Here is a 24,093-nt window from a genome sequence, read left to right as displayed (position 1 = left end):
TGTACTTTGTGGGGAACGAATCTAGTTAGGCAATCGTGTGACGTGGCACGTATCGGGGTCGAAGAGTAAGCCGTGGCCCATGCCGACCCAGCCGATGAAGGGGGCGTCGGCAAGCGTGTGCGGGGTGTGGACGTGCCCAAGGATCCAGGCATCGGCCTCGCAGGCCTGTAGCTGGTCTACAGAAAGTGGTAGGCAGGTGCCTTTAGAAAACTCACCGGTGACGGAAGAATGTAGGAGGCCGAGGACGGGGCCGTTGCTGCGGCGGGGAGGAAGCTGGAGGCGGCGCGGGTCCGGATCGGTGGCCACCGCTGCGGTTAGGACCGTGGTGTTTCCTATGCGAAAGGTATGCACCTGCGTGCCGTGGACTGTCACCTCGGGCGGGAAGTCCAGGTGGTGGTGGGTATCGTGGTTGCCGGAAATGAAGTGGACTTCGCTGAACAAAGTGACAGCATGGGCCATAACGGTGCGGGCCTGAGGCATAAACTCGGCCGAGTTAGCGTTGCGGTCAATGATATCGCCCAAGCACACGCACGCTGTGGCCCCTCTGTTGGCGGCAACCTCGAGTGCCTGCAGGGCCCAGTCCAAGCCGGGGGCGCCCGGGCGGCCTAGGTGCAGATCGGCAAAGACAAAAATGCTAGCGGGCATGTGCGGCCTTTCGGTTTTGCCACCACGTGATAGCTACCAAGACAATTGTGGACGTTCCGACACCGATGAGCGTCATAGCCATGGCCTCGGCACGGTGTCCTTGATCGAATTGGTTCATAATCCACGGAGCCAAGAGGTTGACCTGGCTGGGGCGAATGAGCGAGGACATGACCAGCTCGCGGATGCCTACGAAGAAGGCGAGGAGCCAGCCAGCGAAGATGCCAGGAGCAAGCAAGGGCAGGGTAATGCGCCCAAAAGTTTGCAGAGTTGAGGATCCCGAAATCGCGGCGGCCTCGTACATGGTGGGGGAGATAGACTCGGCTGAAGTCTTGATATTTTGAATGGTCATGGGCAAAAAGAGCACCGTAAAAGCCATGACCAGCATGCCCATCGTGCCGTAGGGAGACCAGGGCAGCCAAGGAGAGTTCCACAGCAAAATAAAGCCAATGGCCAGCACGATGCCCGGCACGGTATCGGGGGCGACGGCCAAGAAATCGCTCAGCTTTGCGCCTATGAAGCTTTGGCGGCGGGTGAGCACCGTGACGAGGACACCTAGTGCTACGGCAGCGGTGGCGCCAAGGGCACCCAAGCCGATGGAGCGAATCAGCGCTTCCTGTGCGGTGGGCATCTGCACAACGATGGAGAAGTAATCGAAGGTGAGGTTATTGAGCGTAGGTGGGGCCGAGCGCAGGATGGTCATCGCGGACAAAGTGATGGAAAGATAGGGAATGACCACCGAAGCCAAGAGGATGACTGCGGCAATGAGTGCGCCGAGGATAGAGCCGACTGGGCTGAGGCGGATGAGCACGGGGCGGCTTACACGTCCGCCGCCAGTGAGATCGTGGCGCGAAATCCACTGTTGGAATGCCCACGCAGCCACGCCAATGGCAAAGAGAACCGAAGAGGACGCGGCGGCGCTGGAAAAGTCGAGGGGGTCGATGGTGACGTCTTCATAAATAGAGGAGACGAGCACCTTGTATCCGATGGCATTGCCCAGCGTAACTGGGGTGCCAAACTCGCCGGCGGCCTTGATGAAGATGATGAGTGCACCAAGGGAATATGGCCCAATAACATTTGGGGCGATGATGCGCACGGCCTGTTGCCAGCGGCTCGCGCCGGCTACCTGGGCCATCTCCAACGTTGACGCTGGAATGCAATTCAGGCAGGTGCGCAGGATGAGATATAAGAAAGGGAAAAGCTCCACGGCCATGATGAAGGCCATGCCCCACACCGAGTAAATGACATCGTGGGCGAGTTTGCCAGCGCCGTGGCCGAGAAGCATCTCTGCGACACCACCGCGGCGGGTGAAATCCATCCACGCCATTGCCGCCGCAAAGGGCGGAGTCATAAACGGGATCATGACGGCGATCTCGATCCAGTTGGCCGAGCTAAAGCGCGTCCACGCACGTAGAAAAGCGAGCGGGGCGGCCATGAGCGTGGCAAAAGCCACGACCAGCACGGACAACAAGATGGTATTGCCAAGGATGTGCAGCATGCCCGGTTGGACAATGTTGCCTAGGGCTGAGGGCTCATCGTGGTAGCCCACGGCCGCGTTGACCAACACGGAAGCCAGTGGTGCGGCGACGAGGGCGAGCAAGATGAGAAGGACCCCGTATATCCCAAGGCGACGTCGGGGAGTGGTGGTGGAGCTCATTGGTTACTTCAAATAGCGCTTGGCAAAGGTTTCCTTGATGTCCTTGGACTGAGAAACCAGGCCATCGAGGTCATCGTTGAGGGTCTTAATCTCATCCAGCTTCGGGCCATTCTTTGGAGCGATGTCCTTATTGGCCGGAATCATGTTCTTGGAGGCGGAGATTTCTTGTGCCTCTTCGGAGAACATGAAGTCCACGAAGGCCTCTGCGGCTTCCTTGTTATCGGAGGACTTCAGGATCATGACTGGGCGCGGGGTGACCGTGGTACCGGAAGTAGGGATGGCGACCTCGAGCGGCTCACCCTTTTTCTGCGCGGAGTATGCGGAGTAGTCAACGCCGCCGAGGACGATGCCACGGGAACCGGAGGTGACCTGGTCGAGCGCTGGGCCATTGGCACCTTGGACGATCATGCCGTTGTCAAAGAGCTTGTCAAAGAGGTCCCAGGTCTTCTCCTCGCCCCATTGGTCCACCATGGCCGCGATGAGGTCGGCTGCGGTACCGGATTCGCGCGGGTCCGGCATGATGATTTGGTCTTTGTACTTCTCATCGGTGAGGTCCTCCCAGTCTTTCGGGGCCTCGTCCACGACGTTGGTGTTGGTTACCAGTGCTAGAGCCGAACCATCGCGGCCGGTAAACGTGCCGCTTTCCGACGCCCACTTTGACTCAATCTTGTCCGCTCCCTCCGGCGTGTACTTTTCAAGGGCGCCGGACTTGTCCTGCTTGCTAGCTGCCGCCCACGAGGCGAGGTAGACGACGTCAGCCTGCGGGTTTGCCTCCTCTGCCTTGAGCTTGGCGGTGATCTTTCCGGTGGTGTCGGCAAAAACATTGACGTGGACGTCGGTCTTTTCTTCGAAGGCCTCCACGAGGGCGTCGGTGAGACCCTGTGGGTTAGCGGAGTAGTAATCCACCTCGCCGGATAGACCTTCAGGCGCTTTCCACTTCTCAGCAGAAGAGGTGGACTCGTCGGTGGCGGTTTCGGTGCTGTCCTCAACGGACCCGCAACCGGTCAAGGCGAGCGCTCCAGCAGCGGTGGTAGCGATAACGGCAGTAAACTTTTTGGTGAACATGTGTGGCTCCTATGCAGAAAGAGAAGATGGATAGTTGAGGTGGACGGTCTCGCCGCGAGCGATGCGGCGCGGTGAATATGCCACCCACGGCTCCTCGGCCCCGGGAACATTGCAGCGCAACTCGTAGCGCCCACCGATGTAGTGAGCGCCAAGAACCTGCGCCTCGACCCGGCGCGGGGAGGCGCCGGTGTCCTCCTCCGCAGTGGTGACGGTGAGATTTTCTGGACGTACGCTGGGTAGCTGTGGGTGGCGGTTCATGGTGCCTACGAAGCCAGCGATGAAATCGGTGGCCGGCTGTTCGTAAAGGGTGACTGGATCCGCGAATTGTTCGATATGGCCCTGAGTCATAACTACGACGCGATCCGACATGGCAAGTGCCTCGGCTTGGTCGTGCGTGACGTAGATGACCGTCAGCCCCAGCTCCTGTGCCAGCTGGGTGAGCTCTGCGCGGATTTGCACGCGCAGCGCGGCGTCGAGGGCGGACAGCGGCTCATCCATAAGCAGGACATCTGGATTAGAAACCAACGCGCGGGCGATGGCAACGCGCTGCTGTTGGCCACCGGAAAGTTGGTTTGGCCGCGCCTTCGCTTTGGAAGCGATACCCACCATGTCCATGCAGGCTCGGACCTTCTCGGCCCGTTGGCCTGCCGCCACCTTATTGCCTGGGGTGGTCAGCGGAAACTCGATGTTCTTTTCCACCGTCATGTGTGGCCACAGTGCGAGGTCCTGGAAGACCATCGAAAGCCGGCGCTTATTGACGGCTACGTTGGTTCGTGGGCCAAATACCTCCATCTCTCCGAAGGAGATGGTTCCCGCGTCAGGCGTTTCTAATCCGGCTATGCAACGCAGCAGGGTGGACTTGCCGCAGCCGGAAGGTCCGAGAATAGAGACGAATTCACCGCGGTTGATGCTCAGATCGGTCTCGTGGAGGCCCGTATTATCGGCGAATTCGCGCTTAACGCCGCGCAAGATGACGTGGGGTGAGTCCATAATCAGCGAAATACTTTCTTCAAGAAATAACCTCGAAAAAGATAAGGCCGTAATATTGCATGTGGGTGACGTGAAGATGGAAGGGGATTAAAGCTTTAATTAACGGCACGCAAACACCCAGGAGTGCATGTAGAGGTACGCCTATTAGACTGGGCCGCATGCAACGCTGGGTTTTACATATCGACATGGACGCGTTTTTCGCCTCCGTCGAGCAGCTGACCCGGCCTACGCTGCGGGGGCGTCCGGTTTTGGTGGGCGGAACCAGCGGACGCGGCGTGGTGGCAGGCGCCTCCTACGAGGCGCGCGTGTACGGTGCGCATTCGGCCATGCCGATGTACCGCGCGCAGCAGCTCGTTGGGCTACGCGCGGTGGTGGTGCAGCCGCGCCGGGTGGTCTATTCGGCGGCCTCGCGCCGGGTATTCGACATCATCGCGCAACACGTGGAAGTCATCGAGCAACTTTCCATCGATGAGGCCTTTATGGAACCCGCCGCCCTACAAGGCGCGAGCGCGGATGAGGTCAAGCGCTGGGCGGATGAATTGCGCGCGCTCATCCGTAAGGAAACGGGGCTGCCGTGCTCCATCGGTGCGGGTTCGGGTAAGCAATTTGCCAAGATTGGCTCAGGCGAGGCGAAACCCGATGGCACCTTCGTAATCCCGGCCGAGCGCCAGCTTGAAATGCTGCACCCGCTTGCGGTGAACAAGCTATGGGGAGTCGGCCCAGTGACCGGCGCGAAGCTGAATTCCATTGGGGTGGAAACCATTGGACAGCTCGCGGCGATGACGCGCAAGGAAGTGGAGATTTCTATCGGCAGCGTGGTAGGTCTGCAGCTGTGGCAGCTGGTCCGCGGTATTGATGACCGAGAGGTAGCGCCGCGCGCTATTTCTAAGCAGATTTCTACCGAGCACACCTACCCGAAGGATTTGCTAACCGTGCCGGAGGTCGATGCAGCTATAGCCCGCGCGGCGGAGGGCGCACACCGCCGGCTGCTCAAGGACGGGCGTGGCGCACGCACCGTGACGGTGAAGCTGCGCATGGCGGACTTTCACATCGAGTCGCGCTCAACTACCTTGCCGTACGCGACTGACGACGCCGCCGTGCTCACCGCCGCCGCCTTCAAGCTCGCCCGCTATCCCGATGAGCTCGGGCCCATTCGCCTAGTGGGAGTGAGCTATTCCGGGTTAGAAACCGCCCGCCAAGACGTGCTCTTCCCGGAACTGGACCGTGAAATCGTGCGGCCCGCGCCGGCAGATACGGACTATGAAACCGGGGTGAGCGACGACGTTGCGCCGCCAGTACCGACACCGACGGTGACGGTGGAAGAAGAAACCGATAGCCAGTGGCACGCAACGCAAGACGTATTCCACCCCGAATACGGCCACGGCTGGATTCAGGGCGTCGGGCATGGGGTAGTGAGCGTGCGCTTTGAAACCCGTGCCACGGGGCCCGGCCGTACCAAGTCATTCGCGGCCGATGAACCCGCGCTCGCGCCGGCGGATCCGCTCGACTCGCTTGATTGGCAGGATTGGCTCACCACCGAAGACTAAGCATTTACTGTCGGAATAGCTCAGCTGGGTCGGTGCCAGTGGCCAGTGCCGCTGCCAGCAGGATTCGCGCCTGGCTCGGGCGGAAAGACCCGGCGTTAATAGCGCCCAGTTTCCCAAGGCTCGCGCCACCGCCGTCGCCGCCGTAGGCCAGCGCTGTTGGGCCGTAGGGCGTGCGGGTAGAAATGACGACGGGGAGGCCGGCGCGGAGGGCGTCGGCAAGCGCGCGGCCCATGTCCTCGCCCATATTGCCCGAGCCCATGGCCTCGATAATGAGGCCGCTGGCAGGGGAATTGGCGGCAGCATCAACCAGCAGGCGGCCAGCTCCCGGATAGGCTGGGATGATCTCCACTGGGTGCGGCGCCAGCGGGGCAGGAGCTAGGCGCGGCGTGGTGCCAGGGATACCCAGAGACTCGAATCCGCGCAGGTCACTGGTGTGCCGCTTGCGCGCACCGCGCGCCGGAATGCTCGCACCGCCAAAGCAGATAAACACCCCGGCGCGCCCGCTGGCTGCAAGATCGCGGGCATCGCGCAGGTTGCTAGGGCCGTCCGCCGCGGGGTGATCGTAGGAACGCTGCGCCCCCGTGAGCACGATGGGCTTTGCACCGCTACAGAAAATCTCCAGTGCCAACGCGGTCTCTTCCATCGAGTCGGTGCCATGGGTGATGATTACACCGTCGATGTCCTCCCGCGACGTTTGGGCGTTAACCACCGCGATGAGCTCATCGAGGTCCGCCAAAGTGATAGAGGAGGAGTCGAGTTGCCGAAACTCCACTACCTCGGCGTCGATATCGGCGGCTAGGGTCGCGCCGGAGACGGTGGGAACAAGGGAACCATCGGCTGTGGTGGTACACGCTATTGTGCCGCCGGTGGCGATCAAAGCAATTCGGGTCATGTACCTAAGGTTAAAGAAATCTGCGTCCACGCGGCGGGCGCAATCCGGAAAAGGGTGGTGCAGCTGTAAACTGATGGGAGTTTGGAACCCACACGTGAGGAGTTAGAATTGAAATTCCGCAAGTTTAGTGCCGCGTGCCTCGCACTGACCGCGGCTACCGCCCTGGCCGCCTGCTCTTCCGACGATGAGCAGGACAATTCCGCCGCCGCCAACACCGAGGCAAAGGAATCCGCTTCCTCGGACGGCGATTCCGCCGCCCCCGCGCTGCCGTCCCCGGCTGACCTAAACGCAATTTTGGCCAAGGCCACCGACCCCAATGCCTCCGAGCAAGAAAAGACCTCCACCGTGCAAGGCGGCGAGACCGCGCCGGAAATCTTTGACACCATGGCAAAATCCAAGGCGGAGTCCGGCGCCGAGTTTGAGGTCGTGGATCCCGTACTGCCGGGCTATGACCCGCAGTCCGTGCTTACCACCGTGAACTTCACCACCGCTGACGGCCAGCAGCAGACCGCAGAACAGGTGGAGTTTGTGTATGAAAATGGCACCTGGAAGCTTTCCAAGGCTTGGGCTTGCACGCTTATTCAAAATACGGTGCCGCCAGAGCAGGTTCCAGAAATGTGTGCGGACACTGGCGCCGGTGCCTCCGCACCTGCCCCGGCTCCGGCCGAGGGCGACGGTGCACCCGCGGAAGGCGATGCCCCCGCTGCCGGTGCCGAGCAGGCCCCGGCAGAGGCTCCTGTAGAAGCCCCGGCCGAGTAACTAGGAAAAGTTCAGCTCCGTCAGGCTCGACTGCACCACGCGCAGCTCCGAGCCGGCGGCACCATAAATGACCTTAGTGTCGAAAGACACGTCACCGTCTACGGGCAGCGGCTTGCTCAAATCCACCGTGATGCTGCCCTTGGACTTGGTGCTGGAATCTAAAACCTTGAGCTCTTTGTTCTCCAGCTCCGTGCCCTGGGCCTGGCCTGCAAAGGACAGTGCGCCTAGCGAGGGCCGCTGTTCTACCTCTACGTTTAGTTTCACTCGGTCGCCATCGATGGAATCGACCGTATAGCGCGTGGTCTGCAGCAGGGTAGACTCGCCGGTCACACGCGAATCCACCGACCAGCTCGCGCCCTTGCCCACCTCCTCGGTAGGGAAAACTACGGGTAGGGCCGTCAGCTTCATAATCGCCTGTTCGACGGAGCCGCGGGCATCATCCGTGGCATTCTGGGGCGCAGCTAGGCGCAGCGAATTCATCTGGCCGGTGTCCTGGCCACGCCAACCGAATTGGAATCCCTCCGCCGAGGAGACGTCTTTATCTCCGGTAGATTCTGGAGTTCCGGCCGTGACGAAGGCATTGCGGCTGGCTGGTAGCTGGTCTTCGACGTCCTCGCTGGCCTTTTCTACCTTGGCCGATAACGGCAGGGTAGTAGTGGTGGAATCGACGTCGGCGGCCTGAAACTTCTCAGCTGCGGACTTTTTGAGCAGGTCCTGCGCAAAGCCCTCGGTAACGCGGTAGTTTAGGTCCTGCGTGGAGTCGATATCGCGGTATTCCAGGAGTTTTTTCTCTCCGGTTCCGGGATTATCCACGGTGACGCGCGGGGCGTCGATGGTCAGGCCTACGGGTTGTTCCACCGCCGGGCCTGGCTTTTCAGAGGAACACGCCGTAAGCGCTACGGCGGCTGTGGTCAGGGCTGCAAAAACTTTGACTCGAAACACGCTTACCAAAATACCGGACGCTCCCGTTTAGAATAGACCGGGTGAGTCAAAAACGAAGGAGCAAGACAGGACTTATCGCCGCAGTAGTCATTGCCGTGGCGCTGGTGGATCAAGCCGTGAAGCAGGTAATGCTCTCCATCCTTAACGAGGGCGAACCCCTGCCGGTGATTGGGGACTGGTTCCGTTTTACGCTGCTTTTTAATCCTGGTGCCGCCTTTTCCATGGGCGGGGAGGGATCTACGTGGCTGTTTACTACCATCCAATTGGTCTTTGTGCTCGGCGTGGCCGTAGCCGCCCCGCGCATTACCCACTCCGGTCAGGCAGTAGGCCTAGCGCTCATTGCTGGCGGTGCGCTGGGTAATTTTGCCGACCGCATCTTCCGCGCCCCCGGCTTCTGGTTCGGGCACGTGGTGGACTATATTTCGGTTGGCTCTTTCGCCGTGTTCAATATCGCAGATGCGGCTATCACCTGCGGAGTGGTGCTTTTCATTATCACCATGGTGCTGGAGGAAAGGAAGGCCGAGCATGAATAGGCAGATGCGCAGCTTCCCCATCCCCGAAGGGCTAGAAGGCATGCGTGCCGACGCCGCCCTGGCCAAGCTCCTTGGCCTCTCCCGCAGCGCCACCGCGCAGCTATGTGCCGAAGGCAGCGTCACCATCGATTCCCAAGAATTGGGCAAATCCGAGCGTTTGACCTCCGGCAACGTGGTTTCCGTGCTTTTACCTGAGCCAGAAAAGCCGCTGTTGCCGCGCGAAGAGCTCGTGGAAGGCATGGACGTGCTCTACAGCGATGCCGATATCATCTGCGTGCATAAGCCGGTGGGCGTGGCCGCGCATCCGAGCGTGGGGTGGGACGGGCCAACGGTCATCGGCGGGCTGCGCGCAGCCGGCTATACGGTGGCTTCTTCCGGGCCGACTGAGCGCCAGGGAATCGTGCACCGCCTCGATGTGGGTACGTCTGGGGTGATGGTCGTGGCTTCCTCGGAGCGCGCTTACTCTGCGCTCAAGCATGCCTTTAAGTACCGCAGCGTGAAAAAGACCTACCACGCCGTGGTCCAAGGCCTACCAGATCCCATTGAGGGCACCATCGATGCCCCCATCGGCCGCCACCCCAAGTCGGGCTGGAAATTCGCCGTGCTTGATGACGGCAAAGCGGCCGTTACCCACTACAGCCTTATCGAGGCCTTCCGCGAGGCCAGCCTCATCGAGGTGCACCTAGAGACCGGCCGTACCCACCAAATCCGCGTCCACATGTCTGCCACCGGCCACCCGTGCGTGGGCGATCCCATGTACGGCTCCGATCCGAACCTGGCCAAGCGCCTTGGACTCGAGCGGCAGTGGCTCCACGCGGTAAAACTCGGCTTTACCCACCCCGGCACCAGCAAATGGTTTGAGATTCAGGCACCGTATCCAGCCGATCTTGACCATGCCTTGGAGGTGCTGCGGGGATGAGGGAGGTCTACCGGCGGCGTCGGCTAGCGGCGTTGGCGGTGCTCGCGGTGCTTTTTCTGGCGGCGCTGGCTCTCTGCGGCGCGTTGGGGACCCAGGCTACCTCGCAGGTGCAAGGAGACCAGCTGGGCCCCGATGGGGAATCGCGCGGGGAGTATATTGCGCGCGTGGCGGGCAGCGACATTCCCAATGAGCCTGCCTACGCCCTGGTTACCTTTGACGAGGAACTACCGCCCGTAGCCGCCGCGGCCGCCGTTGCAGCGGCCCCGCGCATGGATGCCATCCTCATTGGCTCCACCGCCCCCATCGACGTCCCCGAACCGAGAGCTGGTGAGGACCGTGCCGGCGTCATCCAGCGCGCCTTCGACCGCATCGATGCTTCCTATGGGCAGCGGCCCAGCGCGGTTAGCGCAGTTGTGGTGTGGGGATCGGGCGCCCAGCTTGCCGACGTCGCCTCCACCCCCTCCGTTGCCGCCGTCGAACCCGCGCCTGCCGACGCCGCCTGGGGCAGCTTCGCCATCCGCCCTCCCAGCTAATTTCGCCTTCTGTGCTCCCGCAGCGCGCAGTGCCCCCGCAGCGCTTTTAGCATCAGGGGCATGGAACATATTCGGGCCTATATCGCGGCACTGAACTCGGCAATGGATATCCTCGCCGAGGCCGCCTCCGTTTCTGCTGCCGACCTTGCCGCCGCCGGCATGCCCGATGCCGCAGCGGACTCTATTGCGCAGCTCGCGCAGGTCTACTTCGGCCCCACCAGCTTTCGCCGCCGCCAACGGCGCGTGGTGGATGGGGCGCGTCTTAACAGGCATTCACTGCCGACGCTGGAGGTCATCGAAAAGCATGCGCGTCGCGCGCCCACCCAAGCTCGCGCCTGGGCCCTGCGCGCCGAGCTCACCCACCTTGCCTGCGATACGCGGGAGATGGAAAGGCGTGCCCGCACCAAGCTGCGCAGGATGCGCGCGCCACGTGAACCCAAGCCTGGCGTGCGGCTGCGGCGCCGCGCCGCCGGAAAGCCGTGGACGCTTTCTATCACCGGTCCTTCCGCGCTCATTGCGGAACTTCACCAGCATGCCAGCTCGCTTGCCGACGTCGCCTCCCTCTTCCGCACCGGTGCCTCTACCTCTACCGTGCGCACTAATGTTGTGGTGCCACTAGATAAATTGGTCGGCGTGGCCCATGGCAGTGATGATGTGGTGCTGACTATGACCAACGGCGCGCAGATAACCGGTGCCGAATTGGCCCAGCGCGCGCTGGCAGAGGAGGGGTTTGTCACCCTGCTGCATCCCGTGGAAGGTCCGGTGAATCTGTACCGCATGCGCCGCGGGGCGACCTGGAAGCAGTTTATGATGGCTGCGGCGGAAAACCCCACCTGCCCGGTTAAGGGCTGCCACAAGCCTGCCGATGAGTGCCAAGTCCACCACATATTCAGCTGGGCCGGCGGCGGGTGGACGAACGCGAAGAACCTCACCACCGCCTGCGCTTATCACAATGGCCGCAATGACGATCATCGCACCGGCCCGCCGCGCAACGGCCGCTTCGAGCGCACGGCCCGCGGCGTGCGCTGGGTCAACCCCTGGGAAGAGCCCCCGCCGGATCTGGTTGACACTAGCCCTACCTAGGTAGGCTAGACCTATGTTCTCGCAGCAGCCTTTTTCGCAGTGGATGCCCAACTACAAGTTTGCTTATATCGCCGCCTGGGTTGCGGCGGTGGTCTCCGGCATCGCACTGCTTATTGGCCTCGTTTCCGGCGGCACCCCGATGACGCTGGTGTTTTCGGGGATCGTGTGTGCCTATGGCATCTTCCTTATCGCAGTGATGCCCCGCTGGGCACTAAAAGCGGAGGAAGAGCAGGCCGCCCGACGCCGTGCTCGCGCTGCCCGCGAGGAACTCAAGCGCTCCTAGCCATGCGCACTAGGTCGACCACGTAGATTGCTACGGCTAAGCCGATGATGCCGAAACCGATCCACCGGTGGGTCGAAAAGTGCTCGTGGGTGACGAAAAGCGCCCATAGCATTTGCATGATGGGGGTGAGGTATTGGAGCATGCCGATCGTCGATAAGCGTAGCGTCCGCGCGCCCTCTGCAAAGCAAAGAAGCGGCAGTGCGGTGATTAAGCCGGCGCTCACCAAAAGCAGCGCGTGGCCGGTTCCTTCGCTAGCGAAGGTGCCCTGGCCGCTACTTTCTAGCCACAGGATGTAGCCCACCGCTAGTGGTGACATCACGAGCGCCTCCGCTGCCACCGAGACGGCCGAGGATACCCGCACCTGCTTTTTGAGCAGCCCATAAATCCCGAAGCTGAAGGCCAATAACAGCGAAATATAGGGCGCCTGGCCGGTAAAGAATGTCAAATACAGCACCGCGATGGCCGCAACCCCCACCGCGCCGGCCTGCCACGGCCGCAGCCGCTCTTTCAAAAACACCATGCCGAGGGCAACTGATACGAGGGGATTGATGAAGTACCCCAGCGCCGCATCGGCTACGTGGTTGCTATTAATCGCCACCACGTAGGTGCCCCAATTAGCCGTGATGAATACTCCCGCGGCCGCGAGCCAGCCCCACGTGCGCTTGTCCATGCGCACTAACTCGCGCCATCGGCCGGCGAGGCACAAAAATCCCGTGACCAACACCGCGGTCCACAGCACGCGGTGGGCCAAGATTTCTAAAGGCGATGCCGGCAACAAGAGAGGGAAGAACGCGGGGAAAATCCCCACATGATGTAGGCGGCCAGCGTGTAGAGCATCACAAAATAATAGCCCATTTTGACCGCCCCGCTATGATGAGCCGCATGGCCAAAAACTCCTCCTTCGTCCACCTGCACAACCACACCGAGTTTTCCATGCTGGACGGCATGGCCAAGGTCGATATGCTGGCAGACGAGGTGGTCCGCCAGAAAATGCCGGCCGTAGGCATGACCGACCACGGCAATATGTACGGCTCCGATGCCTTCTACCGCCGCATGACCGGCGCCGGTATCAAGCCCATTATCGGCATCGAGGCGTATATGGCACCGGAGTCTCGCTTCAATAAAAAGCGCGTGCTGTGGGGCACACCGGACCAAAAGCGCGACGATGTTTCCGCTTCCGGCGCCTACCTCCACCAGACAATGATTGCGGAAAACGCGACCGGCCTGCGCAACCTTTTTACCCTGTCCTCGTTGGCCTCCTATGAGGGCCAGCTGGGCAAGTGGCCGCGCATGGATGCTGAGCTCATCGCGGAGCATGCTGACGGCATCATTGCCACCACCGGCTGTCCTTCGGGCGATGTCCAGACCCGACTGCGCCTAGGCCAGTTCAATGAGGCGCTTGAGGCTGCGGCCATGTGGCAAGACATCTACGGCAAAGATAACTTCTTTTTGGAGTTGATGGACCATGGGCTGGACATCGAAAAGCGCACGCGCGATGGCCTATTAGAGATCGGCCGCAAGCTGGACCTGCCGCCGCTGGTGACCAACGACTGCCACTACGTTTTGGAATCCCAGGCGCCGGCGCACGAGGCGATGTTGTGCGTGCAGACCGGCAAGACCTTTATGGACCCTGATCGCTTCAAGTTCGGCGGCACCGGCTACTACATTAAATCGGCCGCGCAGATGCGCGAGACCTGGGACGATATGATTCCAGATGGCTGCGATAACACGCTGTGGATTGCCGAGCGTGTACAAGACTATGGCGAGATTTGGGAAGAGCACACCCACGATCGCATGCCTATTGCCGACGTCCCCGAGGGCCACACCCCAACTTCCTGGCTCACCCACGAGGTTATGGAGGGCCTGCAAGCTCGCTTCCCCGGTCAGGATGTTCCGGAGGAGTACATCGAGCGCGCGAAGTATGAGATTTCCGTTATTGAGATGAAGGGATACCCGTCCTACTTCCTTATCGTGGCCGAGCTCATCAAGCACGCGCGCTCGGTGGGCATTCGTGTGGGGCCAGGCCGTGGTTCGGCGGCCGGCGCGCTTGTCGCTTACGCGCTGACCATTACCAATATCGACCCCCTGGAACATGATCTCCTCTTCGAGCGATTCTTGAATCCCGAGCGCCCGTCCGCCCCCGATATCGATATCGACTTCGATGACCGCCGCCGCGGCGAAATGATCACCTACGCGGCCGAGCGCTGGGGCGAGGACAAGGTGGCGCAGGTGATTACCTTCGGCACGGTGAAGACGAAGCAGGCCATTAAAGACTCCGCCAAGGTGCACTTTGGCCAGCCTGGCTTCCAGATGGCCGACCGCATCAACGCGGCGTTGCCACCTGCGATCATGGCCAAGGATATTCCGCTTAGGGGCATCACGGACCCGGATCACGAGCGCTATTCTGAGGCCACCGAGGTTCGCCAGATGGTGGAATCCGACCCGGATGTGAAAAAGATTTATGACACGGCTAGGGGCTTGGAAGGCGTCGTCAGGCAGGCGGGCGTGCACGCCTGTGCGGTGATTATGGCCTCGGTCCGCCTCATGGACCACATCCCCATGTGGAAGCGCCCAGCCGACGGCGCCTACATTACTGGTTGGGACTACCCGGCGTGTGAGGCCATCGGCCTGCTGAAGATGGACTTTTTGGGCCTGCGCAACCTCACCGTTATCGGCGATGCGATTGAAAACATCAAGCGCAACCGCGGCGAAGAAGTTCACTTGGAGCAGCTGCATGCCGACGACCCCAAAGTCTCCAAGGTCTATGACCTGCTCTCGCGCGGCGATACGCTGGGCGTCTTCCAGCTCGACTCCGGTGGTATGCAAGAGCTGCTCAAGCGCATGAAGCCTACCGGCTTTAAAGATATTGTGGCATCCCTTGCGCTCTACCGCCCGGGACCGATGGGTGTGAACGCCCACTGGGACTATGCGGACCGCAAGAACGGCCGGAAGGAAATCACCCCGATTCACCCGGAGCTAGAAGAGCCGCTGAAGGAAATCCTGGATGAGACCTACGGCCTCATCGTCTACCAGGAGCAGATCATGCGTATCTCGCAGAAGGTCGCCAACTACACGGCCGGCGAGGCAGATGGCTTCCGTAAGGCGATGGGTAAGAAAAAGCCCGAAGTGTTGGCCCAGCAGTACGACAAGTTCTGGGGCGGCATGCAAGAAAACGGCTATTCAAAGTCCGCCATGGATGCGCTTTGGGGCACCATCGAGCCCTTCGCGTCCTACGCGTTTAATAAGTCCCACGCCGCGGGCTATGGCCTGGTGTCTTTCTGGACGGCCTACCTCAAGGCCTACTACGCACCGGAATACATGGCCGCGCTGTTGACCTCGGTGGGCGATAAGAAAGACAAGTCTGCCATCTACCTTTCGGACTGCCGCCACCTGGGCATTAAGGTGCTCCCGCCTTCCGTCAATGAGTCCGAAGAAGACTTCCAGGCGGTGGGAGAGGATATCCGCTTCGGCATGGGCGCTATCCGCAACGTCGGCTCGGAAGTGGTGGAATCCATCATTAAGTCGCGCCACGACAAGGGCGCGTTTACCTCGTTTGGTGACTACCTGGACAAGATCGAGCTGACCGCCTGTACTAAGCGCGTAACAGAAGCGCTCATCAAGGCCGGTGCCTTCGATGACTTGAACCACCCGCGCAAGGGTCTCATGCTCATTCATGAGGACGCGGTGGATGCAGTGCAAACCACCAAGAAGGCCGCTGATAAGGGCCAGTTCGATCTCTTCGCCGGAATCGGCGGAGGAGAAGATAACGAGGTCGCCAATGCCTTTGCCATGGATATCCCAGAAGATGAGTGGGACCGAAAACACGAGCTTGCCCTCGAACGCGAGATGCTTGGCTTGTACGTGTCCGGCCACCCGCTCGATGGCTTCGAAGAGGCGCTGGCCGCGCAAACGGATACCCCGCTGACTAAGATCCTCAACGATGAGGTGCGCAACGGCCAAGAGCTCATCATCGGTGGCATCATCTCGGGCGTGGACCGCCGCTTCTCCAAGCGCGATGGCTCCCCATGGGCCATTGTCACGGTGGAAGACCACAACGGCGCGCAGGTGGAAATCTTGGTATTCAACAAGGTCTACTCTCTCGTCGCCCCGCAGATTGTGGAGGACAACATCATCTTGGCACGCGTGAACGTCAAGATTCGTGATGAGCGGCGTTCCCTGTTCTGCTCCGATATTCGCGTCCCAGACCTCGGCCCGGGCGGGGGTGCGGGCCTGCCGCTGCGCCTGACTATGCGCACGGACCAGTGCACCATGGAAAATATTGCCCGGCTCAAGCAGGTTCTGCTCAAAAACCAGGGCGAGTCGGACGTGTATCTCGAGCTTGTCGACGGCTCCGAGTCCACCACCATGATCCTCGGCGACCACCTGCGCGTGGAACGCTCCGGCAACCTCATGGGCGATCTCAAAGCCACTATGGGCGCGGGCATCTTAGGCTGAATCTAATTTCGGTGGCCGGCGACCCCCTCCACTAATATAGACAGCACAGTCTATTTTGATGGAGGAAACCTGATGGTTTGTAAGATTCGCACTACCCATGTCGGCTCGCTGCCGCGCACCCCGGAGCTCCTGGAGGCCAACCTGAAGCGCGGGGAGCTGCCGGCCGCGGAGTTCCAGGGGATTTTGGAGGCTGCGGTGGCGGACGTCGTCAAGCGGCAGCTTGATCTGGGCCTCGATATCATTAACGAGGGCGAATACGGCCATATCACCTCGGGCGCTGTGGACTATGGCGCATGGTGGAATTACTCATTTAGCCGCCTGGGCGGGCTGACGATGACGGATACCGACCGCTGGGAATCGGCTGAGGTAGTGCGCTCGAAACCGGGGGAGCCGCGGCTGACGTCGTTCATTGATCGCCGCGACCGCGCGCTGTTTTCGGAGGCCTACAATGACCCGGATTCTGGCATCTTCACCGGCCGAGCCAAGGTGGCAAACCCAGAATTTACCGGCCCGGTAACCTACATTGGACAAGATGAGGTCGCCGCCGATGTCCGCCTGCTTGCCGACGCCCTACCTTCCGGCACCCCAGGCTTCATCGCCGCCCTTTCCCCCGGTTCGGCTGCGCGCCTTAACAATCGTTACTACGACGATGAGCACCAGCTGCTTGCCGACGTCGGCCGTGCCATGCGCACTGAATACCAAGCCATCACCGATGCCGGGCTCACTGTGCAATTCGATGCACCCGACCTGGCCGAGGCCTGGGACCAAATCAACCCGGAGCCAACCGTAGAGGACTTCCGTGGCTTCATTCGTGAGCGCATCGACGTCCTTAATGATTCCATCGCCGGCCTGCCCAAGGAACAAACGCGCCTGCACATCTGCTGGGGCTCCTGGCACGGCCCGCACGTAACCGACGTCCCATTTGCAGATATCATCGAGGAAATTTTGCGGGCCGAGGTCGGCGGATTCTCTTTCGAAGCCGCGTCACCGCGTCACGCGCACGAATGGCGCGTGTGGCAGGACCACGCGCTGCCGGAAGGCACCGTGATTTACCCAGGCGTGGTTTCGCACTCCACCAACGCGGTAGAGCATCCGCGCCTCGTGGCAGATCGCATCATCCAATTCGCCGAGGTAGTAGGCCCTGAAAATGTTATCGCGTCGACCGATTGCGGTTTGGGCGGTCGCCTGCACCCCCAGATTGCGTGGGCGAAGCTGCAATCTTTGGTAGAAGGCGCTGACATCGCTACCCGCGAACTGTTCTAAAAACGCCGAAAGCCGCTCCGAAACTTCGGAGCGGCTTAATCTGTGGCGTTTAGAAGCGCACGCCCAGCTGCTTGAGGGCGTTCTTCATCGGCTCCAGCACAGCCGGGTTTACCGTGGCAACCATGTTGAAGGCCTGCAGCAGCGCAGCCACGAGGCTGGCGGCCACGGTCACCCAGCTCATGACCTCGAGGAACTTTTCGGGGGTGGAAGAGCCCCAAATAGGCAGACGCTCAAGTGCCTCGATCTGGTGCTGCTCCGCCTCCTTGGCTACGCAGTCCGGCTCCTTGGGCATTCCGGAAGAACCGTAGCCATTGGCAAGGCCCTGCATAAGCTCCTGCGGGGTGCGGGCGGAAGAACCGAATTCGCCGTTTTCGATCTTCTTGAGGTGCTTTTTCTTGGCGTTGTCGACCTCGGCCTGGCACTCAGCCGAAAGTTGCTTTGGCTACTCTTCTGTGGCAGAAGCTGTAGCTGGTGCGACGAGGCCTGCTGCCACGGCGGTGGCGGCCAGGCCAACGGGGCGCGCGGACACAGAGTTAATCTCCCTGTTACCACCGGCGGAGATGGCGCCGATCTTGTGCGGGTGGGAGGGATCGGAACCATCTAAGATATCGACCTCGCCGGAGCGCGCATTGACGGTGAGGATGCGCTGGGACGCTGCGTGATAAGCGACGATTTCGGCGGCCGATTTGCCCAGCACACCCGATTCATGAGAACCGATGGGGTTAAGCTGCAGCGCAGCGGTGGGCGCGGAATGCTCCAGCACGTTATCCACGACGTGGGCATGCGCGGCAGGGGAGCAGGCGAGGACGAGCGAGGAGGTAACGCAGAGAGATGCGTTTGAGCATAGATTTCCTTTCTTGTGGTTATGTCCACTATTGCCTACGTAGGTAACGGTGCAACTAAAGGCCAGTGAATTTCCAGTGAATGGGTAGACTGTCAAGACATGACTGATTCGACCATCCATGCATCCGATATCCAGCAGGCGCAGGCACGGATTAGCTCGGAAATCGCCCCGACTCCGCTGCAGTATTGCGCCCGGCTTTCGGCCGAGACGGGCTGCGAGGTCTACCTCAAGCGGGAGGATCTGCAGGACGTGCGCTCCTATAAGATTCGTGGCGCGTTAAACGGGATGTCGAATCTGCCGCAAGAGCAGCGGCACCGGGGAATTGTTACGGCCTCGGCCGGCAATCATGCGCAGGGCGTGGCTTATGCCTGCCGCACAATGGGAATCGCCGGCAAGATTTTTGTGCCAGAGCCCACGCCAATGCAAAAGCGCGACCGCATCCTGGTTCACGGCGGCGACCAAGTAGAACTGGTGGTAGTTGGTTCCAACTTCGATGAGGCAGCCGCAGCTGCGCATGCCGACGCCGCCGAGCGCGACGCCGCCTTCATCGAGCCCTTCGACGCCCGCGATACCATCACCGGGCAGGGCACCGTAGCCGCAGAGGTTCTCGCGCAGCTTTCGGCCAAGGGCAAGTCGCCCGATGCCGTTGTCGTTCCCGTAGGAGGCGGTGGCCTGATTTCTGGCATCACCTCCTATCTGGCGGATATGGCACCGGATACTCGGGTGGTGGGCATGGAGCCGGAAGGGGCGGCGTCGCTAAGAGCGGCATTTGACCACGGGGGCCCGGTCACGCTGGATGCGGTCGACCCCTTCGTTGATGGCGCGGCCGTAAAGCGCTTGGGCGCGCTGCCCTATGAGATTTTGGACGCCAATCGCGAGCGCCTGAGCTTTGACACCGTGTCCGAAGGCGCGGTGTGCACGGACTTGCTCAACCTGTATCAAAATGAGGGCATCATTGCCGAGCCGGCCGGTGCATTGTCGGTGGCGGGCCTGCATCAGCTGGACCTGAAACCGGGCTCGACGGTGGTATGCGTGATTTCAGGCGGCAATAATGACGTGCTGCGCTATGCAGAAATCATGGAGCGCTCCCTAGTTCACCGGGGCCTCAAGCACTACTTCCTGGTGAACTTCCCGCAGGAGCCCGGGCAGCTGCGCCACTTTTTGCACGAGATTTTGGGTCCGACCGATGACATCACACTCTTTGAGTATCTCAAGCGCAATAACCGGGAAACCGGTGCGGCGCTAGTGGGCCTGCAGCTTAGCCGCGCCGAGGACCTCGACGGCTTGCTGCAACGCATGGGTGAATCCAAGATTTCGGTGCAGTACCTCAAGCCCGGCACCCCCGAGTATGAATTCCTCGTAGCCTAATGCAAAATTCTTATCGTCGCCCCGTAGGCCAGGTTGAACACGACATTGAAATCAAGCGTTCCCGATTTATTACTTTGATCGGTCGCGTCACCAATGAGGAAGAGGCCCGCGCGTTTATCGACGCCGCCCGCACCCGCTTTCCCGACGCCCGTCACCATTGCTCCGCTTACATCTATCACGTCGACGGTGCGAATCCGGTGGAGCGCTCCTCCGATGATGGCGAGCCCTCCGGCACCGCCGGAAAACCCATGCTGGATGTGGTCAAAGGCTCCGGCATGCTCGATGTCTGCGCAGTGGTAGTGCGCTACTTTGGTGGCATCAAGTTAGGAGCCGGCGGCCTCGTGCACGCCTATGGTGGTGCGGTGAGTGAGGCCATGGAAAAGGTGCGTGCGGTAACCCGGGCGCGCCGGGAGCTCTATGCCGTGGAGTGCCCACATGCAACGGCCGGGCGAGTGGAGGCGGATCTGCGCGGGCGCGGCTATGAGATAACCGATACCGCCTACGCGGCCGCAGTAACCTTTACCGTGGCCGTGCGCCCAGGTGGGCTGGAAGAGCTGGAAGCAACGCTGGCAGCGATCTCGCAGGGCCAGCTCGCGGCGGCAGAAGCTGGCAGCGCGTGGGTTGAGGTAAGATCCTGAACATGAGTATGCAGCAGCGACCGAATAACCCCATTGCGCAGCGCAAGCAGCAGGTGCGCAAGCACTCCCGCAACGCCGTTGTGTGCGTGGTTGGCGGCCTCGGCGTGGGAGCAGTGCTGGGCGTGCTATCTGCGGCAAGTTTCTGGGCCTGGATGTTGGTGGGTGCCATCGTCGCCGTAGTCGGTGGCGGCTATAACTGGCTGAAGATCCAGAAAATCGTCAACGAGAACCACAACCAGTATTAGATGCCGGCACCGCAACCTAGCGGCCGCCCCGTCCGGATTGATGCCTGGGTGTGGGCCGTGCGCATGTTTAAGACCCGTTCGGCGGCCGCGACGGCCGTGCGCGCCGGGCATGTCAAGATAAATGGCGAGGCTGTCAAGCCCTCCCAGCAGGTGGTGCCGGGCGACCGTGTGCGCGTGTGGCGCAATCACCACGAGCATGACCTTGAGGTCTTAGCGACTGTGGCCAAGCGCGTGGGCGCACCCGTGGCGCGTACGTGCTACACGGACCATGCGCCGCCGCCTCCACCCAAGGAGTTTATGCCGTCGGTACCCGTGCGCCCACGCGGGGCGGGCCGACCGACGAAGAAGGAACGACGCGATATGGAGAAATTCCGCGGCGGTTTCCGATAATCAGCCGAAACTAGTGGGCAGCGCGCAAGGCCTTCAGGCGCGCAGTAAGCCGACGCTTGCGGCCCGGGCGGTCGCCGGATTCGGCGGTGGCCTCGATATGCTGCTTGCCAAATTTGTTGAGCAGCAAGTCGTCGATAAGCCGCACCTGGCCGGGACGAAAGCGGTAGCGCATGGCGTCGTGGACGTGGGCAATGGCAGTATCGTCAAGCAGCTGCTCGAGCTGGCTCAAGTGGCGCACGCCGTTTTGCTCCAATAACTCCGCCAAGAATCGGTAGTGCTCCGAGCGCGAGAGCGGGAAACGGTTGCCCAGGATAATGGCCAGCACGCCCGGTAGGGTCTCGGCGGTAAGCTCGACGTCCCGATCGGTTTCCGTACCTGGGGCCTTGAGTGCAGCAATCTCGTCGAATTGCTGGTCCGCAAGCTCGATAAGCCCCGCGGCCAAGGTAAAGAGGCGGTCCACTTCAGGTGAGGGTGGGTTGGGCCCTTGCTTGTAGCGGATATCGTGTTCAAACTCCGCCCATGCGTGCTGCAGAACGGTGCGAATCTGCACCTCAAAGGTCCAACCTACGTAGTTCGCGAGCTCTTCCATTGCGGCAGCGCTATCTTCGGTCACGGTGAGCACGAGGTGGTGGGAGCCGTAGCCAAAGCCGCCGGAAATGCGGGTCTCGGCTGCTTTATCAACGGAACGCTCGACTTTAAACGATTCACCAAAAACGCTCAGCGCTTCTGGAATCGCGGTGGAGTGAAACAGCGTGACCCGCACCCCCATCACATCGTGGATCTCCTGCCACGGCTGGGGGTAGACAAAATCGCCGTTCTCGCGGCGCTTTTTGGCCTTTGCCTTAAGCGAGGGCCAAGTCTTGACGCGGGTAGAAACGCGGTCGAAGATGATGCCGGCGTCGTTGAGGAGATCCTCGATGGCGGTGCGGAAGTCCCCCGCAGCGGTGGGGTGGTTGCGCGCCCAGTCGTGGTACTGGTTGCTTAGCCGCGACATCCTACTTTCCGGCATGGTGCTCCTTTCATAACTCCCGCGGGAATCCGTTAGACCATACTAGCGGGCGCGGGTGGAGCACGGTGCGATGGTAGGGCACGCGCGCGACGGCATCGGCAGCCAGCTGGCAGGCATAGGTGTCCGGCAGGCGGGCAAAAACGAAGAGGGTGGCGGAGTCTGGGACAAGGTAGGTCAGCGAGTGCGAACGCAGGAGGCGGCGCATGTGCTTGTCCAGCACAGTAAATGTTTCTGGGTGAGCGATCCAGGAGGAAATCGGTGCGCCGTGGGAGCGAACCTGTAGGCCCCCGAGGTGGGAGGCGGAAGGGAGCTCGCAGGCAGCCGGACGAGTCCAGAAACGCAGTCCCTGCGAATCGAGGGCGGCGCGTTGCAGGTTATGTGAGGCGTGGTTCCACGCCCGGCGCGTGGAAATGTCCATGTCTGCCAAGCCGCGGTGGCTTAGTCGGCGAAAGCTACGCTTGCCTGGAAAGACAAGCGCCATGGACAGGCTGGGGGAGAGCTGGATGGTGGCAAGGGAATCGCAAAAGCCGTCGTCGGAAAGCCGCTGTTCTTTCAGCCAGGAACGGGCAAAGAGGGCAGGCAGCAGGTTTGCGGTGGTAGGACGCGGCGAACGCAGGGCGACGGTCACGACGGGGCTCTCCAGTGGGGTAGGGTGCAGTCGCCTTTATTGGACTGGAGAAACCGCCGTTTGGTTCCCGGGAAAATTAAAAGGGCGGCTCGGCGTCGAGTTGGAGTTCGGCAAAGAGCTTATCGGCCGGCCAGATGTCGATTTTTTGGCCCTTGGCCTGCAGTTCCTCCGCACGCTTTTCCTTGGAGGTTTTCTTGGCCCATTCGCCCACGATAAGCAGCGTGGTCTTTTTGGTGACGTTTTTGGCTACCTGGCCGCCGCGCTCGGCGATGCCCTGCCACAGCACCCCCTTGTCATAGGGCTCGAAATCACCGGTGAGGGTGACATGCTTGCCATAAAGTGCGCCTTCCGGATCAGCGTCTGGATTGGGCTCGGGGATAGTATCCGGCGTGGCGACAGACTGCCAGGGGGCGGGGCCACCGGACTTCTTTTTTGCCGAGCCGGCCGCACGGGTTTGGTCGCGGAAGTCGGTGCCTGCGCCGAGGTCGGCGCCGGAGGTCGGGGCCGTGTGGGCGCGCAGGACGGGAAGGACGGCCGTGGACTCGAGGCGGCCAAGGGTGAACTCGCGGGCGGTGAATAGATCGCGGATGCTGCCGGTGTGTCCGAAGCGCTCTGCCAAGCGGGCGATGATTTCGCCGGCTGCGCGGGCATCTTCGGTGGCGTCGTGGTGGCTAAAATCCGGAGCGGAAAGGTGGGCTGCGACGGTGGGCAGCTTGTGATTGCGCACCGAAATTACCTTGGCTTTAGAGGCGTCGCGGGCTAGCGCGAGGGAGCATGCCAGCGGCACCGTGGGTACCTCGGCGCCGGCGGCAAGCAGGCCGGAGCGCAGTGCGGTGGAATCGAATTGGGCGTTGTGCGCGACAAGTACGTCGCCGCCGAGGAAGTCGAAGAGCTCCTTGGCGACGTCGGCAAAAGCTGGCGCCCCTTCCACATCGCTCGCGGTTATGCCGTGGATGGAGACGTTGATATCCGCAAAGTGCTCTAGGCCCGGCGGAGGGGTGCACAGCCAGGAACGGGAGTCGGTCTCTTGGCCATCGCGGAAGCGAACCGCGCCGATTTGGCAGATAGAGCCCCAGTTATCATTGGCCGTTTCTACATCCACGGCGGTGAAATCGAGCCCCGGGATGGTGGCGGTGGCGGAGGGGGCCTCGCCGCGCTGGGCGGCGGCGATGGCGCGGGCGACGGCCTGCGGGTCTTGGTGCGGGGCGAAAGCGATGGAACCGGCGGCGCCAAGGTCGAGGGCGCCAAAGCCGGTGGCGGTCGGTTCATTCACGCGCACAGTGTCGATGGAATCGAGCGGGATATCCTGCGTGGCGGGGGCGCCAAGGCTGGTGGCCAGCAGCGTGCGGTGGAGCACGAGTTTATCCGCTGTGACATCGATGAGTACGCCGTGCGCGGGAAATGACAC

24 protein-coding genes and 1 pseudogene are annotated in these 24,093 nt (G+C 61.5%); 13 read left to right on the top strand and 12 right to left on the bottom strand.

Annotated elements, in window-relative coordinates:
• Positions 1 to 21 precede the first annotated feature (21 nt).
• From WMQ00_RS02635 to WMQ00_RS02620, 4 genes are read right to left on the bottom strand one after another with little or no spacing between them, the layout of a single operon-like run.
• On the bottom strand, positions 22 to 645 hold the full coding sequence (locus WMQ00_RS02635) for a metallophosphoesterase (RefSeq protein ID WP_200288875.1): 624 nt from the start codon (positions 643 to 645) through the stop codon (positions 22 to 24).
• Complete coding sequence (locus WMQ00_RS02630) at positions 635 to 2,299, bottom strand: ABC transporter permease (RefSeq protein ID WP_200288876.1); 1,665 nt, start codon at positions 2,297 to 2,299, stop codon at positions 635 to 637. The genes WMQ00_RS02635 and WMQ00_RS02630 overlap by 11 nt, the downstream gene beginning before the upstream one ends.
• 3 nt (positions 2,300 to 2,302) lie before the next feature.
• Entirely contained in the window at positions 2,303 to 3,364 is a 1,062-nt protein-coding gene (locus WMQ00_RS02625) for an ABC transporter substrate-binding protein (RefSeq protein WP_200288877.1), read from the bottom strand.
• A 9-nt stretch (positions 3,365 to 3,373) separates the two neighbouring features.
• A complete protein-coding gene (locus WMQ00_RS02620) occupies positions 3,374 to 4,354 on the bottom strand; it encodes an ABC transporter ATP-binding protein (RefSeq protein ID WP_200288878.1) in 981 nt (326 codons plus the stop codon).
• Between the two features lie 158 nt (positions 4,355 to 4,512).
• Here WMQ00_RS02620 and WMQ00_RS02615 point away from each other — a divergent pair, with 158 nt between their 5' ends.
• On the top strand, positions 4,513 to 5,901 hold the full coding sequence (locus WMQ00_RS02615) for a DNA polymerase IV (RefSeq protein WP_340440645.1): 1,389 nt from the start codon (positions 4,513 to 4,515) through the stop codon (positions 5,899 to 5,901).
• Positions 5,902 to 5,905: 4 nt separating this feature from the next.
• Here WMQ00_RS02615 and WMQ00_RS02610 read toward each other — a convergent pair whose 3' ends face one another.
• Positions 5,906 to 6,793 (bottom strand): asparaginase, encoded by an 888-nt coding sequence (locus tag WMQ00_RS02610; RefSeq protein WP_200288880.1) that lies wholly within the window; start codon positions 6,791 to 6,793, stop codon positions 5,906 to 5,908.
• A 108-nt stretch (positions 6,794 to 6,901) separates the two neighbouring features.
• Here WMQ00_RS02610 and WMQ00_RS02605 point away from each other — a divergent pair, with 108 nt between their 5' ends.
• Complete coding sequence (locus WMQ00_RS02605) at positions 6,902 to 7,552, top strand: hypothetical protein (protein WP_200288881.1); 651 nt, start codon at positions 6,902 to 6,904, stop codon at positions 7,550 to 7,552.
• On the opposite strand, the gene WMQ00_RS02600 is transcribed toward WMQ00_RS02605, so the two are convergent.
• Positions 7,553 to 8,494: a hypothetical protein gene (locus WMQ00_RS02600; RefSeq protein WP_200288882.1), complete on the bottom strand. Its 942-nt coding sequence runs from the start codon at positions 8,492 to 8,494 to the stop codon at positions 7,553 to 7,555.
• A gap of 41 nt (positions 8,495 to 8,535) precedes the next feature.
• Between WMQ00_RS02600 and lspA the strand changes: the two genes are divergently transcribed.
• Genes lspA through WMQ00_RS02575 form a run of 5 tightly spaced genes read left to right on the top strand, consistent with a single transcriptional unit; the run spans position 8,536 to position 11,845 of the window.
• On the top strand, positions 8,536 to 9,027 hold the full coding sequence (gene lspA / locus WMQ00_RS02595) for a signal peptidase II (protein WP_034655419.1): 492 nt from the start codon (positions 8,536 to 8,538) through the stop codon (positions 9,025 to 9,027).
• A complete protein-coding gene (locus WMQ00_RS02590) occupies positions 9,020 to 9,946 on the top strand; it encodes an RluA family pseudouridine synthase (protein WP_086587410.1) in 927 nt (308 codons plus the stop codon). The genes lspA and WMQ00_RS02590 overlap by 8 nt, the downstream gene beginning before the upstream one ends.
• Complete coding sequence (locus tag WMQ00_RS02585; RefSeq protein WP_200288883.1) at positions 9,943 to 10,479, top strand: hypothetical protein; 537 nt, start codon at positions 9,943 to 9,945, stop codon at positions 10,477 to 10,479. Before WMQ00_RS02590 ends, WMQ00_RS02585 begins: the two co-directional genes overlap by 4 nt.
• Before the next feature lie 60 nt (positions 10,480 to 10,539).
• A complete protein-coding gene (locus tag WMQ00_RS02580) occupies positions 10,540 to 11,562 on the top strand; it encodes an HNH endonuclease signature motif containing protein (RefSeq protein WP_340440644.1) in 1,023 nt (340 codons plus the stop codon).
• Positions 11,563 to 11,575: 13 nt separating this feature from the next.
• Complete coding sequence (locus tag WMQ00_RS02575; RefSeq protein WP_023021226.1) at positions 11,576 to 11,845, top strand: hypothetical protein; 270 nt, start codon at positions 11,576 to 11,578, stop codon at positions 11,843 to 11,845.
• Here the strand turns inward: WMQ00_RS02575 and rarD are convergent.
• A pseudogene (gene rarD, locus WMQ00_RS02570) lies at positions 11,832 to 12,682 on the bottom strand (EamA family transporter RarD). The gene WMQ00_RS02575 and the pseudogene rarD sit on opposite strands and share 14 nt — an antisense overlap.
• Before the next feature lie 45 nt (positions 12,683 to 12,727).
• Between rarD and dnaE the strand changes: the two are divergent.
• Positions 12,728 to 16,300, top strand: a complete 3,573-nt coding sequence (gene dnaE, locus WMQ00_RS02565; protein WP_316326365.1) for a DNA polymerase III subunit alpha — start codon at positions 12,728 to 12,730, stop codon at positions 16,298 to 16,300.
• Positions 16,301 to 16,372: 72 nt separating this feature from the next.
• Positions 16,373 to 17,563 (top strand): cobalamin-independent methionine synthase II family protein, encoded by a 1,191-nt coding sequence (locus WMQ00_RS02560; RefSeq protein ID WP_200288885.1) that lies wholly within the window; start codon positions 16,373 to 16,375, stop codon positions 17,561 to 17,563.
• Positions 17,564 to 17,612: 49 nt separating this feature from the next.
• On the opposite strand, the gene WMQ00_RS02555 is transcribed toward WMQ00_RS02560, so the two are convergent.
• On the bottom strand, positions 17,613 to 17,891 hold the full coding sequence (locus WMQ00_RS02555; protein WP_023021230.1) for a hypothetical protein: 279 nt from the start codon (positions 17,889 to 17,891) through the stop codon (positions 17,613 to 17,615).
• Between the two features lie 114 nt (positions 17,892 to 18,005).
• A complete protein-coding gene (locus WMQ00_RS02550) occupies positions 18,006 to 18,335 on the bottom strand; it encodes a hypothetical protein (RefSeq protein ID WP_239207538.1) in 330 nt (109 codons plus the stop codon).
• Between the two features lie 171 nt (positions 18,336 to 18,506).
• Between WMQ00_RS02550 and ilvA the strand changes: the two genes are divergently transcribed.
• Genes ilvA through WMQ00_RS02530 form a run of 4 tightly spaced genes read left to right on the top strand, consistent with a single transcriptional unit; the run spans position 18,507 to position 21,048 of the window.
• Positions 18,507 to 19,775, top strand: coding sequence for a threonine ammonia-lyase IlvA (gene ilvA, locus WMQ00_RS02545; protein ID WP_023021232.1), 1,269 nt, complete (start codon positions 18,507 to 18,509; stop codon positions 19,773 to 19,775).
• Positions 19,775 to 20,413, top strand: coding sequence for a YigZ family protein (locus tag WMQ00_RS02540; protein WP_200288886.1), 639 nt, complete (start codon positions 19,775 to 19,777; stop codon positions 20,411 to 20,413). Before ilvA ends, WMQ00_RS02540 begins: the two co-directional genes overlap by 1 nt.
• A 2-nt stretch (positions 20,414 to 20,415) precedes the next feature.
• The gene (locus WMQ00_RS02535) at positions 20,416 to 20,658 is read left to right on the top strand and encodes a hypothetical protein (protein ID WP_200288887.1); all 243 of its coding nucleotides are present in this window, start codon (positions 20,416 to 20,418) and stop codon (positions 20,656 to 20,658) included.
• Positions 20,659 to 21,048, top strand: a complete 390-nt coding sequence (locus WMQ00_RS02530) for an RNA-binding S4 domain-containing protein (RefSeq protein WP_023021235.1) — start codon at positions 20,659 to 20,661, stop codon at positions 21,046 to 21,048.
• Positions 21,049 to 21,058: 10 nt separating this feature from the next.
• On the opposite strand, the gene WMQ00_RS02525 is transcribed toward WMQ00_RS02530, so the two are convergent.
• The 3 genes from WMQ00_RS02525 to WMQ00_RS02515 form a co-directional block, all read right to left on the bottom strand.
• Entirely contained in the window at positions 21,059 to 22,057 is a 999-nt protein-coding gene (locus tag WMQ00_RS02525) for a GTP pyrophosphokinase (RefSeq protein WP_023027873.1), read from the bottom strand.
• Positions 22,058 to 22,067: 10 nt separating this feature from the next.
• Positions 22,068 to 22,685 (bottom strand): hypothetical protein, encoded by a 618-nt coding sequence (locus WMQ00_RS02520; RefSeq protein ID WP_023021237.1) that lies wholly within the window; start codon positions 22,683 to 22,685, stop codon positions 22,068 to 22,070.
• 76 nt (positions 22,686 to 22,761) lie between these two features.
• Complete coding sequence (locus WMQ00_RS02515; protein ID WP_023021238.1) at positions 22,762 to 24,093, bottom strand: exonuclease domain-containing protein; 1,332 nt, start codon at positions 24,091 to 24,093, stop codon at positions 22,762 to 22,764.

The sequence above is a fragment of the Corynebacterium sp. KPL2825 genome (assembly GCF_037908445.1).
Classification (GTDB): Bacteria; Actinomycetota; Actinomycetes; order Mycobacteriales; family Mycobacteriaceae; genus Corynebacterium; species Corynebacterium kefirresidentii.
This window is presented reverse-complemented; position numbering and strand designations above follow the sequence as displayed.

Excerpts from the sequence above, each read along its gene's own strand:
- WMQ00_RS02635 (WP_200288875.1), bottom strand. The coding sequence starts at position 645 with ATGCCCGCTAGCATTTTTGTCTTTGCCGATCTGCACCTAGGCCGCCCG.
- WMQ00_RS02630 (WP_200288876.1), bottom strand. The coding sequence starts at position 2,299 with ATGAGCTCCACCACCACTCCCCGACGTCGCCTTGGGATATACGGGGTC.
- WMQ00_RS02625 (WP_200288877.1), bottom strand. The coding sequence starts at position 3,364 with ATGTTCACCAAAAAGTTTACTGCCGTTATCGCTACCACCGCTGCTGGA.
- WMQ00_RS02620 (WP_200288878.1), bottom strand. The coding sequence starts at position 4,354 with ATGGACTCACCCCACGTCATCTTGCGCGGCGTTAAGCGCGAATTCGCC.
- WMQ00_RS02615 (WP_340440645.1), top strand. The coding sequence starts at position 4,513 with ATGCAACGCTGGGTTTTACATATCGACATGGACGCGTTTTTCGCCTCC.
- WMQ00_RS02610 (WP_200288880.1), bottom strand. The coding sequence starts at position 6,793 with ATGACCCGAATTGCTTTGATCGCCACCGGCGGCACAATAGCGTGTACC.
- WMQ00_RS02590 (WP_086587410.1), top strand. The coding sequence starts at position 9,020 with ATGAATAGGCAGATGCGCAGCTTCCCCATCCCCGAAGGGCTAGAAGGC.
- WMQ00_RS02585 (WP_200288883.1), top strand. The coding sequence starts at position 9,943 with ATGAGGGAGGTCTACCGGCGGCGTCGGCTAGCGGCGTTGGCGGTGCTC.
- WMQ00_RS02580 (WP_340440644.1), top strand. The coding sequence starts at position 10,540 with ATGGAACATATTCGGGCCTATATCGCGGCACTGAACTCGGCAATGGAT.
- WMQ00_RS02575 (WP_023021226.1), top strand. The coding sequence starts at position 11,576 with ATGTTCTCGCAGCAGCCTTTTTCGCAGTGGATGCCCAACTACAAGTTT.
- dnaE (WP_316326365.1), top strand. The coding sequence starts at position 12,728 with ATGGCCAAAAACTCCTCCTTCGTCCACCTGCACAACCACACCGAGTTT.
- WMQ00_RS02560 (WP_200288885.1), top strand. The coding sequence starts at position 16,373 with ATGGTTTGTAAGATTCGCACTACCCATGTCGGCTCGCTGCCGCGCACC.
- WMQ00_RS02555 (WP_023021230.1), bottom strand. The coding sequence starts at position 17,891 with ATGCAGGGCCTTGCCAATGGCTACGGTTCTTCCGGAATGCCCAAGGAG.
- ilvA (WP_023021232.1), top strand. The coding sequence starts at position 18,507 with ATGACTGATTCGACCATCCATGCATCCGATATCCAGCAGGCGCAGGCA.
- WMQ00_RS02540 (WP_200288886.1), top strand. The coding sequence starts at position 19,775 with ATGCAAAATTCTTATCGTCGCCCCGTAGGCCAGGTTGAACACGACATT.
- WMQ00_RS02535 (WP_200288887.1), top strand. The coding sequence starts at position 20,416 with ATGAGTATGCAGCAGCGACCGAATAACCCCATTGCGCAGCGCAAGCAG.
- WMQ00_RS02530 (WP_023021235.1), top strand. The coding sequence starts at position 20,659 with ATGCCGGCACCGCAACCTAGCGGCCGCCCCGTCCGGATTGATGCCTGG.
- WMQ00_RS02525 (WP_023027873.1), bottom strand. The coding sequence starts at position 22,057 with ATGCCGGAAAGTAGGATGTCGCGGCTAAGCAACCAGTACCACGACTGG.